The sequence below is a fragment of the Bacillus sp. HMSC036E02 genome, from assembly GCF_001836235.1.
Taxonomy (GTDB): domain Bacteria; phylum Bacillota; class Bacilli; order Bacillales; family Bacillaceae_G; genus Bacillus_A; species Bacillus_A cereus.
This window is the reverse complement of record NZ_KV827816.1, coordinates 318,389-331,890: the sequence shown is the minus strand read 5'-3', so window position 1 is coordinate 331,890 and position 13,502 is coordinate 318,389. Positions and strand designations below refer to the sequence as shown.

Below are 13,502 nucleotides of genomic sequence, written 5' to 3'. Positions count from 1 at the left end.
AAAAAACCTCTCAGCTAAGGAGAGGTTTTTTTACAACCAGCTCCTTATCTGTCAGCGTAATGCTGCGAGAATTAGCACCGTGTCTACAATTGTAGATCGGTTGCCGGGTTTCGTCGGGCTCGTCCCTCCACCTGCTCTTGATAAGAAGTATTTAGAAATGTTTAAATTTTTAAGATAACTGAATTTTGTCAGATATTTTTCGTGTTGTCAATTACTTTTTGAAAAAATTTAATTTATCAATTCGATTAATGGCTTCTCGTAATCTATCTTCTGCATGCAAGAGACCAACACGGACATACCCTTCCCCATGCTCACCAAATCCAACACCAGGAGCAACTGCGACATGTGCTTTTTCTAGTAAAATATCAGAAAATTGCTCAGAGGTATATCCTTTTGGAACGGGAAGCCATGCAAAGAATGATCCTTTTGGAATGTCTACATTCCAACCAATTGAGTGACAGGCTGAAATAAGAGCGTTTCTTCGAGATTCGTAACTATTTACAAGGTCTATTACGCAAGACTGTGAACTTAATAGCGCTTCTCGAGCAGCATCTTGAACTGCACCGAATATACTAACATACATATGATCTTGTAATAGGTTAATTGTTTCAATCACACTTTCATTCCCTACAGCAAAAGCGATGCGCCAGCCAGCCATATTGAAAGTTTTTGATAATGTGTAAATTTCAATTCCTATATCTTTCGCACCATCTGCTTGCAAGAAACTAACAGGTTTTTGACCATCAAATCCGATAGCGCCATAAGCAAAATCGTGAACAACTAATATATTATGTTTATTAGCAAAGTGAATGGTTTCATCAAAAAAATCTTTTGATGCAGTAGCACCGGTAGGATTATTTGGATAGTTTAAAAACATTAATTTTGCACGCTCTGCAATAGAGTCATCAATGTTCGTATAATCTGGTAAAAAGTTATTTTCTGCAATAAGCGGCATTGTTTCAAAGTGTGCTTTTGCTAAAGCAACCCCGGATAAATAATCTGGATAACCTGGATCCGGAACGAGAATCGTATCACCAGGATTTGTAAAACAAATCGGTAATTCTACTAGTCCAGCCTTCCCGCCAAACAAAATAGCAACTTCAGTTTTTGGGTTTAATTCGACGCCGTATTCACGTTTATAGAATGTAGCCACGGCTTCCTTTAAGCTTTCATGTCCGCGAAATGGCGGATATTTATGATGAATGGTCTTTTCGGCAGCATTTTGTAAAGCTTTTACGATATGCTGCGGTGTTGGTTGATCTGGATTACCTTGACCTAGATTAATAACATCGTGACCAGCTGCAACGACTTTGTTAACTTTTGCAACAAGTGAAGCGAAAAATTGTGTTGGCAATGATGTTACTATCTCAGAAGGTTGAAATAATTTCATACTTTCCACCTCTTTTGAAAGTTGTTACAATTCTAGTGACAAATGATATAATCTTTCCAGTATTTTGTAAAGAGAAAAATAAGAATGGGGCTGAAAAAATGAAAGTCGCATGTATTCAAATGGATATTGTTTTTGGAGATGTAGAAAAAAATATTGAGAATGCTAAAAATAAAATAAGCGAAGCTATGAAGGAAAGGCCAGATGTTATCGTCTTACCAGAACTATGGACAACAGGATATGATTTAACGAGACTTTCTGAAATTGCAGATAGGGATGGAGTAGAAACGAAAGAAAAGTTAATAGAATGGGCGAAGCAATATGATGTACATATTGTTGGTGGGTCCATAGCGAAGCAAACGGATCAAGGCGTTACAAATACGATGTATGTTGTAAATAATGAAGGACAGCTAGTCAACGAATATAGTAAAGTACATTTATTTCAGCTTATGGATGAACATAAATATTTAATAGCTGGTAATGGTACGGGCGAATTTAAGCTAGATGATGTTGAATGCGCTGGAACAATTTGTTATGACATTCGTTTTCCAGAGTGGATGCGTGTCCATACTGCTAAAGGGGCAAAATTATTATTTGTTGTAGCTGAATGGCCATTAGTTCGTTTAGCACATTGGCGTTTGCTATTGCAAGCAAGAGCAGTTGAAAATCAATGTTATGTTGTTGCGTGTAATAGAGCAGGAAAGGATTCGAATAATGTGTTTGCAGGTCATTCTTTAATTGTGGATCCTTGGGGTGAAGTTGTAGTAGAGGCGAATGAAGAGGAATCAATTTTATTTGGAGAGCTTGTATTCGAGAAAATTAAAGAAGTACGTAAAGGAATTCCAGTTTTTGCGGATCGCCGTCCAGAATTATACAAATAAAATGTTGACAAGTGATTTTTATTCTTGGTATAGTCTTCAACATAAAGTTAAAAATTCAAAAAATTATACAACTCTTATCAAGAGCAGGTGGAGGGATTTGGCCCGATGAAGCCCAGCAACCGACCGTAATACCATTGTGAAATGGGGCGTTTATTACGCCAAAAGGCACGGTGCTAATTCCAGCAGAAAGTAAAACTTTCTGGCAGATAAGAGGGGAGAAGATAAACTTCAAACCTCTTTCTTAGTGGAAAGAGGTTTTTCTATGTTAGAAAAACCTCTGAATTTAAAAAGGGGGAGAAGACGATGGGATATTATTCATTAACAGAAATAACAGCTGTACAATATGCGAAAGATCATGGCTATTTTGAAGAGAAGGCAAATGTCATTTGTCATGAAATTGGAGATGGAAACTTAAATTACGTGTTCAAATTAGATGATGGAGAGAAATCCATTATAATAAAACAAGCACTGCCTTATGCTAAAATAGTTGGTGAAAGCTGGCCATTGTCTATAAAAAGAGCAACGATTGAAAGAAAGGCACTGCAAATTTTTGCGCAGTATGTACCGGATTATGTTCCAGTAGTGTACAGTCATGATGAAGAGCTAGCGATAACGGTAATAGAAGACTTATCAAGACTAACAATTACAAGAAAAGGATTAATAGACGGAGAAGAATATCCGCTTTTATCCCAGCATATTGGTCGTTTTCTAGCACATGTTTTATTTTACACTTCAGATTTTGGTTTACAGTCAGAAGAGAAGAGGGTACTAGAAGGTACCTTTGTAAATCCGGACCTTTGTAAAATTACAGAGGATTTAGTGTTTACAGATCCATTTGGACATTATGATACAAATGATTATGAGCCAGATTTACAGCTCGTGGTTGATGAACTTTGGAGTGATAAAACTTTAAAACTAAAAGTAGCACAATATAAATATAAGTTCTTAACAAGAAAAGAAACTCTTATTCATGGTGATTTACATACTGGTAGTATTTTTTCGTCACCTTCTGAAACGAAAGTGATTGATCCAGAATTTGCGACATATGGCCCATTTGGATTTGACATAGGTCAATTTATTGCAAATCTATTATTAAATGCTTTATCTAGAGAAGAAGAAAAGAGAAGAGTACTATTTTTTCATATAGAAAAGACGTGGAGTTATTTTGTAGAGACTTTTACAAAGTTATGGATTGGGGAAGGTGTAGAAGCATATACGAAAGAAAAACAATGGTTACCAATTATTTTGCAAAATATCTTTACTGATGCTGTTGGATTTGCCGGATGTGAACTAATTCGTAGAACAATTGGTTTAGCTCATGTAGCAGATTTAGATGAAATAGAAAATAAAGAAACAAGAATTCAAGCTAAGAAACAAGCGCTATCCTTAGGAAAAGAACTAATAAAATATGAATCTAAAAGTGCTGATATTCAACTGTTTCGAACATTATTTCAACAGACAGTTTCAAGGGGTGTAAAAGTATGAGTACAATCGTTACTGTTCCGAGATCTGTAAGTTGGAAAGGTGATGCAATTGCGGTATTAAATCAAACGAAATTGCCACATAGCACAGAATACAAAACATTAACGACTATTGAAGAGGTTTGGAAAAGTATCATAATGTTAGAAGTACGCGGAGCGCCTGCAATTGGAATTGTAGCTGCATTTGGTTTGGCGCTTGCAGCGAAAAAATATAATACTTTACATATCGAAGAATTTCAAAAGAAGTTTAATAGAGACTGTAACTATTTAGGGACATCACGCCCAACGGCAGTAAATTTATTTTGGGCAATTGATCGTATGAGAGAATCTATTCGAGAGATTACTACAATAAAAGAAGCACAAAAAATATTAGAAGAAGAAGCGCTTCGCATTCAGCAGGAAGATGAAGAGGTGTGCCGAAATATTGGGGAATATGCGTTAACATGTTTTAAAGATGGCGATAATATTTTAACAATCTGTAACGCTGGAAGTATCGCAACTGCCAGATATGGAACTGCATTAGCTCCCTTTTATATTGGAAAAGAGAAAGGTGTGCGTTTACATGCATATGCGTGTGAAACGAGACCAGTTTTACAAGGTGGTCGCTTAACGACGTGGGAATTGAAGCAAGCAAATATTGATGTGACCCTTATTACAGATAATACTGCAGCTCATGCTATTCAAACGAAAGAAATAAATGCAATTATTGTAGGGGCGGATCGAATTGTCGCAAATGGAGATACGGCAAATAAAATAGGGACAATGAATTTAGCTATTTTAGCAAAGCACTTTAATATCCCATTTTACGTTGCTGCTCCACTGTCAACATTTGATGTTACGAAAGAAACTGGAGCTGAAATTATTATTGAAGAAAGAGATGAAACAGAAGTTACGAAAATCTTTGGAAAACAAGTAGCACCAATTGGAACGGATGTTTATAATCCAGCATTTGACATAACGACGAATGAATTAATTACAGGAATTATTACTGAGAAAGGTATTATACGCGGGGACTATAAACGAGAAATTGCATCATTATTTGAAAAACAAGCTAATACATAATAGCTTGTTTTTTTATGCCTAAATGCAGTGTTTTCTCTTACTTATATAATGAAAGGAGGGGAAGAGGATGGAAGAGTGGATCAAGATGATAGGTAATGTAGGGTTTCCGATTGTTGTAACATTATATTTACTCCACCGTATTGAAAGTAAACTAGAGGGGGTAATTGTTGCAATTGAGAAGCTCCCGCGGCAATTACTAAAGTACGAAGATCCTCGGGAATAAAAATAAAGTTTGCTCTTCTTGAGCAAACTTTATTTTTATTGAGCGGTATAACCACCATCTATAACAACAGCTTGTCCCGTTATACCTTTAGCTTTTTCACTCGCTAAAAACATCGCATAATCAGCGATTTCTTGTACTTGTAATAAGCGCTTTTGTGGGACGAGTGGATAAATAACATCTTCTAAAACATTTTCAAGTGGTACATTTCGTGTAGTAGCTAAGTCTTGTAGTTGATTACGTACAAGAGGGGTATCGACATAACCAGGGCAAAGGGCATTAACAGTAATACCATGCGTAGCACCTTCTAAAGCAGCAACTTTTGTTAATCCAATTACGCCATGTTTTGCACTATTGTAGGCAGCTTTTCCAGCAAATCCGACAAGGCCGTTAATAGAAGCGACATTAATAATACGACCATATTTTTGTTGTTTCATAATCGGAAAGGCATGCTTAATTGCGATAAACGGAGCAATTTGCATAATTTGAATTAGTAGCTCGAACTTTTCAGTTGGAAAGTCTTCAATGGGTGAAACGTGTTGCATTCCTGCGTTGTTAATTAATATATGTAATGAACCGAAATGATCAACTGTTTGAGAAATTGCTGCTGTAATTTCCTCTTCAGATGTAACGTCACATTTTAAACCGATAGCTTGAAAACCTTCATTTTGTAATTGTTCAGCAGCTTCTTTTGCACGTTCTTCAAGTCGATCGGTAATCACAACTTTTGCACCTTCTTTTGCAAAAGCCTTTCCCATTTCATAACCAATGCCACTTGCAGCACCTGTTAAAAAGACAACTCGATTTGTAACCATGATGAAAAACATCCCTTCATAATAAAGTTTTCATAGTGCTCTATTTAGAGAAGCTATAATGAAATTCCTGCAAACATTTGGAAAAAATATCGTTAGCTATCTTGTTTTGCAAAATAGTCTTTGCTATACTATTTTGTAAAGCAAGATAGTAGGAGGATTTGAATTATGTCGACAAGTCAAATGCTGAAAGGGATTTTAGAAGGATGCTTACTTGCTATTATTTCTGAAGGCGAAATATACGGTTATGAAATGAGTGAAAAGCTAGCGAAGTATGGTTTTACAATGGCGAGTGAGGGGAGTATTTATCCGTTATTAATACGAATGCAAAAAGAAGGACTAATAACAAGCGTAATGAAGGAATCTCCATCTGGTCCAAAGCGAAAATATTATACATTAACAGAAAAAGGCGAGGAAGCACTTGATGAATTTATGGATCGCTGGGAAGCGATGCAAAGTAGTGTAGAGCGTCTACTGGTAGGGAAGGGGAGAAAAAAATAATGCTATCAAGAGAAGCACGAAAGTTTTTGTTAGATATGAGATTATTTTTGACGGCAAAGAGTGTAAAAGAAAGTGATATTGAAAACTTTTTAGAAGATGCAGAGTTGCATTTAATAGAAGGTGAGAGTGAGGGGAAGAGTGTAGAAGATATTTTCGGAAGCTCCCCGAAAGAATATGCGCATGAACTTGTAAAGGTAATGGAAAAGGATAGACGGGAAACGTGGAAGCAAATTGGTTTTACAGTAATGAATATCGTAACGTTTTGGATTATTGCTTCTATCTTAATAGTGAATCATGGAATGTTACAGATTTCACTTATTCAGTGTATCGGTTATAGTTTTTCATTTATTTTAGTTGTTATAGGTCCTAATTTTCTACTTCGCAAAATGACCTTCGTAACAAGCTTTACAAAAACATGGTTTTCTATGTGGTCTTTAGTTATGATTGCTCCAATGTTTTTATTAGGAGCTGTTACGATATTAGATGTGATACATCCGACAAAAATGCTCACATTCACCGAAGTGCAAAGTTATATAGTGTCTGGTGGGATTTTTATCATCACAGTAACTATAAATATATATTTTGAAGGATGGTTTAAAAATTTATATTTAATCATTCCACTTTCAATTATGTTAGTGTTTAAAACATTTACAACGGAAGAACTTATGCCAATGCTATTTCAAATTATATGTTTATACGGAAGTTTATTTATTTTAATTTTTGTTGAAATTATGATGAAGACGAATAGAAGAGAAATGGTTAAATAAGGGAGGAGTTATAATGAAGATTTCTAAAGAAGGTGAAAAGTTTTTAATCGATACGAAAGTATATTTAATAACAAAAGGGATTAAAGAAGAAGATGTGGACGCTTTTCTAGAAGATGCAGAGCTTCATTTAATAGAAGGTGAAAAAAAGGGAAAGACAGTAAGTGACATATTTGGTGACTCACCAAAAGAGTATGCGGAAGAATTAGCGAAAGAGATGGAGAAGGATAAAAGCGGGAGCATAAAAAGTATTTTAGGGATGATTATTGGTATTGGTGGATATTGGTTACTGACAAATATTTTATTTGGAAGTCCAGATCAACAATTTACGTTAACAAATGTACAGTTAATTGGTTATCCTATCGTTTTAATCATTACGATTATTGGAACGATTGTTGCATTTAGAATGTCTTCTTTTAAAAGTAAATTAGTAGAATTTGGAATGATTTATGTAATAGTAATGGTTCCTATTTTATTATTGGTGTTATTGATGTTTATGAATAAATGGTATGGGACACCTGTATTGCAATTGGCGACAATGCAAACATATATATTAGCAGCAATTATCTTTTTATTACTTCTTATTGGTGAAGTATATGTTCTTGGCTGGATGGGTGTTTTTGTACTAATTGTTCCTCTTATGATTATGTTCTTATTTAAAGACTTAGAAGAAAGTAATGTATTTTGGGGAATTGCAAAGGTCTTACTTATGTATGGAAGTATATATGGATTAATGAAATGGTCTTTAAAAATTGAAGAAAGAAAAAGTATGAACTAGAAATTCAATAAAAAGCGGCTGCTCTGGATATACCAAAAATTATTTCCAAAGAAATATTATATAGGGATTTTTAGAGGGATTACATTTACATTTAGTTGTCTATTTTTATTTCTAGCAGCCGGGATTTGTTTTGTTGATTGGAATAAGTTGTTTTAAACAGTAACATGAGGGTTACTGTTTTTTTCTTTGTAATAAAGAGCTTTGTAAAGAGAGCGCTTTTTGTTCTGCTGTTAATAAGGAATGAATATGAACGTTTTCTGGACGAGGGACTATCGGATACATAAGATTTGTTGGAGAAGGGTGGTGCTCCGAGCCGGTTGGAGAATGAGGATCTGCATGAGTAAGTTTTCCATGAATACGTCTTGTAAATAAAATATGACCGATTTCGTGAGCGAGCGTATATATATTTTTCATAGGGGCAGCCGAATTTGTTAAAACGATATAGCCAGTAAGTTGCTGTTGTTTTGCTAAAGAATAAGCGCAGGCAATTACTGCTGTTTCTTTGAAATAATCACTGCCAATATAACAAATATAAAGGTCGCATTCAGGAGCTTCATTTACACATGTTTGGAAAAAGGATGCCAACTTTTCTTGACTTTGAATGGAATTTTTATAACTGATTTCACGGTCAAAAAAACGGAAAAGTTCATTTAATACAATTACTTCTTGAATTTGAAATGTAATGGGGTGCCAAATTGATTCTGCAACAGCTAAATCTTTTGCGATGCGGTCATCAGAAATATCGGCGCCGGGAGTAATGCAAATACATATATTGACGTATGGATCCATAAGGAACACCTCAAATGAAAAAAAGTTCTTCCTATAATATATGTGGGGAAAAGATGTCATGTATGGATAAACGCCTTCTTTATTGAATATATAGATGACAAGTCGAAAAAATTTCATAGTTCTATAACATGGTATGGTCGTCTTTTTGATATAGTAAAGGAAAGGGGGAGAATATATGTATACATTAAAAATCGTTTCAGACAGAGAAGCACTTTATCAATTTGCGAGTTATGTAAGAGTTGTACAAGGGGTTGAAGATGTATATGTAGAGGTGGGAGAACCTTTATATGAACATCCTTTAATGAAGTTTTATGTACATATTAAGCTGAAAGAAACATATGAGCAGCATAAAGCGTTACAGGAAATAGCAAGATTAGTAGAATTGGGTCGTTTTACATATGTCCATTATCGTAATGATGAAATTGAGGAAGCTTTTGAAGCTGTAAAATATGAAAGTTTTAAGAAATAAAGATGAAAAAACGGAGGCGAAAGCTTCCTTTTTTTCTTTAAAATTACATGAACAAAAAGAGAGAAATTTTGTTATGATAAGGGAGGTTAGGGAAAGGGGAATTTACATATGGGGTATATTGAAGAGTTACGAAAAGTCGTTGGTACAAGACCGCTTATTCTCGTAGGATCAGCAATCATTATATTAAATGATAAACAAGAAGTATTGCTTCAATATCGTTCAGATACATATGATTGGGGTGTACCTGGCGGGGCGATGGAACTGGGTGAAACGACAGAAGAAACGGCACGTAGAGAGTTATTTGAGGAAACGGGGTTAACTGCAAAAATAATGCAATTTCTTGGTGTTCTATCAGGAAAAGAAGTATATTTTCGTTATCCGAATGGCGATGAAATTTTCAATGTCATTCATCTGTATCAGGCACATCATGTGAGCGGGGAATTAAAGCTCGATCATGAAGGGTTGAAACTTCAATATTTTCCAGTAGATAAGTTGCCAAAATTGAATGAAACGACAGAGAAAATTTTGCAAAAGTTTTTATATGCACTGACAGAATAGAAGGTTAATTCCTTCTATTTTTATTATATTAAATATTTTGATTTTTTAGTATGTTTATAGTATGATAGCTATAGATATACATCTTATGGAATTTCACCTAAAAACTTACTAGGGTACATAAGAGAGGGGCAAGTACAAAATGCATAATGTTGTTATTACAGCTGCAGTTCGTTCGCCAATTGGAACTTTTGGAGGAGCGCTAAAAAATGTAACGCCAGTAGAATTAGCTGTTCCTGTACTTCAGGAAGCTGTAAAACGAGGCGGGGTAGAACCACATGAAGTTGATGAAGTAATTTTAGGTCATTGTATTCAAAGAACTGATGAAGCAAATACAGCGAGAACAGCTGCATTAGCGGCAGGATTTCCTGACACAGTTACAGGGTATACAATCCAACGTCAATGTTCTTCAGGTATGCAAGCAATTATGTCAGCTGCAATGCAAATCCAATTAGGTGTAAGTGATGTTGTTGTTGCAGGTGGAGTAGAAGCGATGAGTTCGAGCCCTTATGCATTGAAACAGCACCGCTGGGGACAACGTCTACAGCACGGAGAAATTCGTGATACGGTGTGGGAAGTGTTAGAAGATCCGATTCACCATATTATGATGGGTGAAACAGCGGAAAATTTAGTTGAACAATATGAAATTACAAGAGAGGAACAAGATGAAGTTGCTCTTCGCAGTCATACATTGGCACTGAAGGCAATCGAGTCTGGACACTTTGACGATCAAATTGTTCCTATTACAATAAAAGAACGTAGAAAAGAAGTAGTATTTTCGAAGGATGAGCATCCACGTGCAGATATTACAGCGGAAAAATTAGCAGGGTTAAAACCAGCATTCCGTAAAGATGGGTCTGTAACTGCAGGTAATGCATCTGGCCTGAATGACGGAAGTGCAGTTCTAGTATTAATGAGCGAAGAAAAAGCGAAAGAAAAAGGCTTACAACCGTTAGCTAGAATTGTTGGATATTCAGTAGCTGGAGTAGACCCGAAAATTATGGGTATTGGACCAGCACCAGCAATTCGTAAAGGTTTAGAAAAAGTAGATTGGTCATTGGAAGATGCAGATTTACTTGAAATTAATGAAGCTTTCGCGGCTCAATATTTAGCTGTAGAGAAAGAGTTAGGCTTAGACCGTGAAAAAGTGAACGTAAACGGTAGTGGCGTAGGACTTGGGCATCCAATTGGTTGTACAGGGGCTCGTATTACAGTAAGTTTAATTCACGAATTAAAAAGACGTGGGTTAGAAAAAGGAATTGCCTCTTTATGCGTCGGTGGCGGTATCGGGGTTGCCTTATTTATAGAAGCACTATAAAAAAGAAGCAGCTATTGCTGCTTCTTTTTTTACGACTCAAATAGATGATGAAATAATCGATCACGATTTTCAAAGAAAAGTTTCGTCGTTTGGTAATGCTCAGTTTCTTCTAATGTGGATTCGTGAATCCCTTCTTGTGTTAAAGAATATATAGTGGATTCAGGGTAGGCCATTAAAATAGGAGAATGCGTCGCAATAACAAATTGTGAACCTTGTTCCACTAGCTCATGCATTCGAATGAGCATGGAAAGTTGTCTCATTGGTGATAAAGCTGCCTCAGGCTCATCTAAAATGTATAAACCTTGTCCTGAAAAACGGTTCATAAATAAGGAAAAGAATGATTCGCCGTGAGATTGTTCGTGTAGTGAAACGCCGCCGTAAGATTTTATAGCATCTATTTCATCAATATAAGAAGCAACGTTATAAAATGATTCAGCGCGAAGAAAGAAACCGTCGTTTGGTGTATTGAAACTTTTGGAAATTCGAAGGTATTCATGTAAAGATGAATGTGAATCGTTAGTGCTAAAGCGGAAATTCTTCGTTCCACCTTCTGCATTAAAGCCTAACGCAATTGCAATTCCTTCAAGTAATGTTGATTTACCCGTTCCATTTTCTCCAATAATGAATGTTACATTTGGATGAAAAACTAGTGATTGTAATGTTCGGATAGCAGGTAAGCAGTAAGGATATCCGGAAAAATTAGGGATATTTTCTTTTTTTAATGTAACATTTTGTAAAAAGGGTACGTCAATCAATATATAAACCTCAATTCATAACGGATTTTGATTCTAAAAAGGCGGCAAATACAAGTGTTAATGACACCTGAATTCCTTCCTTATTTTCTGAATATTTTATGTGGATTATATCATTTAAACTATCATATTCCAATGTGAAAATAAATATTGCATGAAGATCCATTCTCTCGTTATGATATATGGTATTCTATTGAAAATGTGAGAAGGAGTTAAAGTATGCCGTTTACATTTGCACATCCAGCAGCAGTTCTTCCTTTTGCGAAAAAGCATTCTAAACATATTTCAGTAACGGCTCTTATATTAGGTAGTATGGCGCCTGACTTTGAATATTTCTTACACTTTAGACCGTATGGTGTAATTGGGCATACGTGGCTTGGATTCTTATATTTCAATTTACCACTTGTCTTTTTGTTAGCATACATATATCATTACATTTTAAAAAAGCCGTTTATAACGCATTTGCCTAAACCGTTTGCTGGTTATTATTCATATGCAATAGATGAGAGGTGGGGGCTATATACATGGAAAGAATTCTTTGTATTTTGCTATTCTGCATTATTCGGTATGCTCACGCATGTCGTTTGGGATGCATTTACTCATAATACAGGCTATTTTGTTATGAAAATACCATTATTACAAAGAGAATGGTACGGTATCTCTGTTTATAAATATATGCAACATGGAAGTACATGTATTGGTGTTCTACTATTAGTATACGTTTTATGGAAGTATAGAAATGAAATGGGTAAAGATCTTATTTTAGCTTCGGAAAAAAGAAAGTATTGGGTTTCAGTAATTGTTGTAGCAACTATTATATTTATCGTGCACGCGTTCCTAGATCCCTATTTTCATATTTTCCAAATTGGAGGTATAATAGTATCTGGACTGACAAGTTCATTTTGTGGACTTGTCATTGTTTCTATAGTTTACAAAGCCAGGGACTAATTTTATATTCATGAATGATAGCGTTAGGAGAAATGAAATGATGAAAGCATGGAAAAGTATTTTTGTTTTATGTAGTTTTCTTCTTATGTTAAGTGGTTGCTTCCATCAAGAAGAAAAGAAAGCTGAACCAAAGAAGAAAGAATCTATTCCTAAAACAAAAGAATATGGTGGGCGTGAGCTGAAAAAAGTAGGACAAAAAGTGAAAGAAACAGGATGGGGTACTTTCAAGTTAGAGCAGATGCATTCTGTGAATCAAACATTTGAAGTAGCGCCAATGAAAATTCACGTACAAGATGTGAAAGTAATTTCTTTATCACAGATGAGTGAAAAGGCAAAAAAAACATTGAAAGTATACACGGCACTAACCCCTGAAGAAGTAAAACGGAGATTAGGGGATAAAGTAAGCCAAGAAGATGCAGAATTATATGCATCGCTAAGTGGAACAGAGATTAGTAATACAATTCGTTACGTTGAGATTACATATAAAGTGGAGAATACCGGAAATAAAAATATGCAATTTTTCTCTATGAATGATGTTATGATTAATGGTAAGCAACATTTTAAAGTAGCCACTCAAAACTTTTTATATGACGAAGATACGTTAGTTGGTACAAAAAATGTATCAAGAGAAGACTATAAGCCTGGTGAAACAAGAGATGGTATTATTGGTTTAATACTTGACGATGGAAAAGACAAGGTAAAGGATATTCAGTTTACAACTGATGATTTACTTGCAGGGGATTCAGAAACACAAGATGTTGCTTACCATTAATCATAACATCATT

The 13,502-nt window shown here is 35.3% G+C and carries 16 protein-coding genes, 1 pseudogene and 2 riboswitches; of the genes and pseudogenes, 13 read left to right on the top strand and 4 right to left on the bottom strand.

The annotated features are described in order from the left end of the window. Positions 1 to 41: 41 nt before the first annotated feature. Positions 42 to 147, bottom strand: a riboswitch (SAM riboswitch). Between the two features lie 64 nt (positions 148 to 211). Next, positions 212 to 1,390: a pyridoxal phosphate-dependent aminotransferase gene (locus tag HMPREF2590_RS06030; RefSeq protein ID WP_000765543.1), complete on the bottom strand. Its 1,179-nt coding sequence runs from the start codon at positions 1,388 to 1,390 to the stop codon at positions 212 to 214. Positions 1,391 to 1,404: 14 nt separating this feature from the next. Between HMPREF2590_RS06030 and HMPREF2590_RS06025 the strand changes: the two genes are divergently transcribed. The 4 genes from HMPREF2590_RS06025 to HMPREF2590_RS06010 all read left to right on the top strand — a co-directional run bounded on the left by HMPREF2590_RS06025 (position 1,405) and on the right by HMPREF2590_RS06010 (position 5,034). Then, positions 1,405 to 2,268 carry a carbon-nitrogen family hydrolase gene (locus HMPREF2590_RS06025; RefSeq protein ID WP_002098106.1) on the top strand — a complete coding sequence of 288 codons (864 nt, stop codon included), beginning with the start codon at positions 1,405 to 1,407 and terminating at the stop codon, positions 2,266 to 2,268. 71 nt (positions 2,269 to 2,339) lie between these two features. After that, a riboswitch (SAM riboswitch) is annotated at positions 2,340 to 2,481 on the top strand. 90 nt (positions 2,482 to 2,571) lie between these two features. Beyond that, on the top strand, positions 2,572 to 3,753 hold the full coding sequence (gene mtnK, locus HMPREF2590_RS06020; RefSeq protein WP_000542680.1) for an S-methyl-5-thioribose kinase: 1,182 nt from the start codon (positions 2,572 to 2,574) through the stop codon (positions 3,751 to 3,753). Next, complete coding sequence (gene mtnA, locus HMPREF2590_RS06015; protein WP_000104603.1) at positions 3,750 to 4,811, top strand: S-methyl-5-thioribose-1-phosphate isomerase; 1,062 nt, start codon at positions 3,750 to 3,752, stop codon at positions 4,809 to 4,811. Before mtnK ends, mtnA begins: the two co-directional genes overlap by 4 nt. Before the next feature lie 67 nt (positions 4,812 to 4,878). Continuing rightward, positions 4,879 to 5,034, top strand: a complete 156-nt coding sequence (locus HMPREF2590_RS06010; RefSeq protein ID WP_000393337.1) for a YvrJ family protein — start codon at positions 4,879 to 4,881, stop codon at positions 5,032 to 5,034. A gap of 35 nt (positions 5,035 to 5,069) precedes the next feature. On the opposite strand, the gene HMPREF2590_RS06005 is transcribed toward HMPREF2590_RS06010, so the two are convergent. Further along, entirely contained in the window at positions 5,070 to 5,846 is a 777-nt protein-coding gene (locus tag HMPREF2590_RS06005) for a 3-hydroxybutyrate dehydrogenase (protein WP_000258428.1), read from the bottom strand. 165 nt (positions 5,847 to 6,011) lie between these two features. On the opposite strand from HMPREF2590_RS06005, the gene HMPREF2590_RS06000 reads away from it, so the two are divergent. From HMPREF2590_RS06000 to HMPREF2590_RS30635, 4 genes and pseudogenes are all read left to right on the top strand, one after another. Further along, positions 6,012 to 6,344, top strand: a complete 333-nt coding sequence (locus HMPREF2590_RS06000) for a PadR family transcriptional regulator (RefSeq protein ID WP_000107978.1) — start codon at positions 6,012 to 6,014, stop codon at positions 6,342 to 6,344. Continuing rightward, positions 6,344 to 7,111 carry a DUF1129 domain-containing protein gene (locus HMPREF2590_RS05995; protein ID WP_000952330.1) on the top strand — a complete coding sequence of 256 codons (768 nt, stop codon included), beginning with the start codon at positions 6,344 to 6,346 and terminating at the stop codon, positions 7,109 to 7,111. Before HMPREF2590_RS06000 ends, HMPREF2590_RS05995 begins: the two co-directional genes overlap by 1 nt. A 13-nt stretch (positions 7,112 to 7,124) precedes the next feature. Next, complete coding sequence (locus tag HMPREF2590_RS05990; RefSeq protein WP_000703262.1) at positions 7,125 to 7,886, top strand: DUF1129 domain-containing protein; 762 nt, start codon at positions 7,125 to 7,127, stop codon at positions 7,884 to 7,886. 12 nt (positions 7,887 to 7,898) lie between these two features. Beyond that, positions 7,899 to 8,042, top strand: a pseudogene (locus tag HMPREF2590_RS30635) (DNA-binding protein); the annotation flags it as partial. 15 nt (positions 8,043 to 8,057) lie between these two features. Here HMPREF2590_RS30635 and HMPREF2590_RS05980 read toward each other — a convergent pair. Continuing rightward, entirely contained in the window at positions 8,058 to 8,675 is a 618-nt protein-coding gene (locus HMPREF2590_RS05980) for an ImmA/IrrE family metallo-endopeptidase (protein ID WP_000371605.1), read from the bottom strand. A 175-nt stretch (positions 8,676 to 8,850) separates the two neighbouring features. Between HMPREF2590_RS05980 and HMPREF2590_RS05975 the strand changes: the two genes are divergently transcribed. From HMPREF2590_RS05975 to HMPREF2590_RS05965, 3 genes are all read left to right on the top strand, one after another. After that, a complete protein-coding gene (locus tag HMPREF2590_RS05975) occupies positions 8,851 to 9,144 on the top strand; it encodes a DUF3928 family protein (protein WP_000288330.1) in 294 nt (97 codons plus the stop codon). A 108-nt stretch (positions 9,145 to 9,252) separates the two neighbouring features. Further along, positions 9,253 to 9,702, top strand: a complete 450-nt coding sequence (locus tag HMPREF2590_RS05970) for an NUDIX hydrolase (protein ID WP_002005651.1) — start codon at positions 9,253 to 9,255, stop codon at positions 9,700 to 9,702. A 139-nt stretch (positions 9,703 to 9,841) separates the two neighbouring features. After that, positions 9,842 to 11,017, top strand: a complete 1,176-nt coding sequence (locus HMPREF2590_RS05965) for an acetyl-CoA C-acetyltransferase (protein ID WP_000552075.1) — start codon at positions 9,842 to 9,844, stop codon at positions 11,015 to 11,017. 29 nt (positions 11,018 to 11,046) lie between these two features. On the opposite strand, the gene HMPREF2590_RS05960 is transcribed toward HMPREF2590_RS05965, so the two are convergent. Further along, on the bottom strand, positions 11,047 to 11,772 hold the full coding sequence (locus HMPREF2590_RS05960) for an AAA family ATPase (RefSeq protein WP_000567992.1): 726 nt from the start codon (positions 11,770 to 11,772) through the stop codon (positions 11,047 to 11,049). Between the two features lie 216 nt (positions 11,773 to 11,988). Here HMPREF2590_RS05960 and HMPREF2590_RS05955 point away from each other — a divergent pair, with 216 nt between their 5' ends. Both HMPREF2590_RS05955 and HMPREF2590_RS05950 read left to right on the top strand, forming a co-directional pair. After that, a complete protein-coding gene (locus HMPREF2590_RS05955; RefSeq protein WP_001116848.1) occupies positions 11,989 to 12,717 on the top strand; it encodes a DUF4184 family protein in 729 nt (242 codons plus the stop codon). 37 nt (positions 12,718 to 12,754) lie between these two features. After that, a complete protein-coding gene (locus HMPREF2590_RS05950; RefSeq protein WP_070861374.1) occupies positions 12,755 to 13,489 on the top strand; it encodes a hypothetical protein in 735 nt (244 codons plus the stop codon). Positions 13,490 to 13,502: the final 13 nt, after the last annotated feature.

Excerpts from the sequence above, each read along its gene's own strand:
- HMPREF2590_RS06030 (WP_000765543.1), bottom strand. The coding sequence starts at position 1,390 with ATGAAATTATTTCAACCTTCTGAGATAGTAACATCATTGCCAACACAA.
- mtnK (WP_000542680.1), top strand. The coding sequence starts at position 2,572 with ATGGGATATTATTCATTAACAGAAATAACAGCTGTACAATATGCGAAA.
- mtnA (WP_000104603.1), top strand. The coding sequence starts at position 3,750 with ATGAGTACAATCGTTACTGTTCCGAGATCTGTAAGTTGGAAAGGTGAT.
- HMPREF2590_RS06010 (WP_000393337.1), top strand. The coding sequence starts at position 4,879 with ATGGAAGAGTGGATCAAGATGATAGGTAATGTAGGGTTTCCGATTGTT.
- HMPREF2590_RS06005 (WP_000258428.1), bottom strand. The coding sequence starts at position 5,846 with ATGGTTACAAATCGAGTTGTCTTTTTAACAGGTGCTGCAAGTGGCATT.
- HMPREF2590_RS06000 (WP_000107978.1), top strand. The coding sequence starts at position 6,012 with ATGTCGACAAGTCAAATGCTGAAAGGGATTTTAGAAGGATGCTTACTT.
- HMPREF2590_RS05995 (WP_000952330.1), top strand. The coding sequence starts at position 6,344 with ATGCTATCAAGAGAAGCACGAAAGTTTTTGTTAGATATGAGATTATTT.
- HMPREF2590_RS05990 (WP_000703262.1), top strand. The coding sequence starts at position 7,125 with ATGAAGATTTCTAAAGAAGGTGAAAAGTTTTTAATCGATACGAAAGTA.
- HMPREF2590_RS05980 (WP_000371605.1), bottom strand. The coding sequence starts at position 8,675 with ATGGATCCATACGTCAATATATGTATTTGCATTACTCCCGGCGCCGAT.
- HMPREF2590_RS05975 (WP_000288330.1), top strand. The coding sequence starts at position 8,851 with ATGTATACATTAAAAATCGTTTCAGACAGAGAAGCACTTTATCAATTT.
- HMPREF2590_RS05970 (WP_002005651.1), top strand. The coding sequence starts at position 9,253 with ATGGGGTATATTGAAGAGTTACGAAAAGTCGTTGGTACAAGACCGCTT.
- HMPREF2590_RS05965 (WP_000552075.1), top strand. The coding sequence starts at position 9,842 with ATGCATAATGTTGTTATTACAGCTGCAGTTCGTTCGCCAATTGGAACT.
- HMPREF2590_RS05955 (WP_001116848.1), top strand. The coding sequence starts at position 11,989 with ATGCCGTTTACATTTGCACATCCAGCAGCAGTTCTTCCTTTTGCGAAA.
- HMPREF2590_RS05950 (WP_070861374.1), top strand. The coding sequence starts at position 12,755 with ATGATGAAAGCATGGAAAAGTATTTTTGTTTTATGTAGTTTTCTTCTT.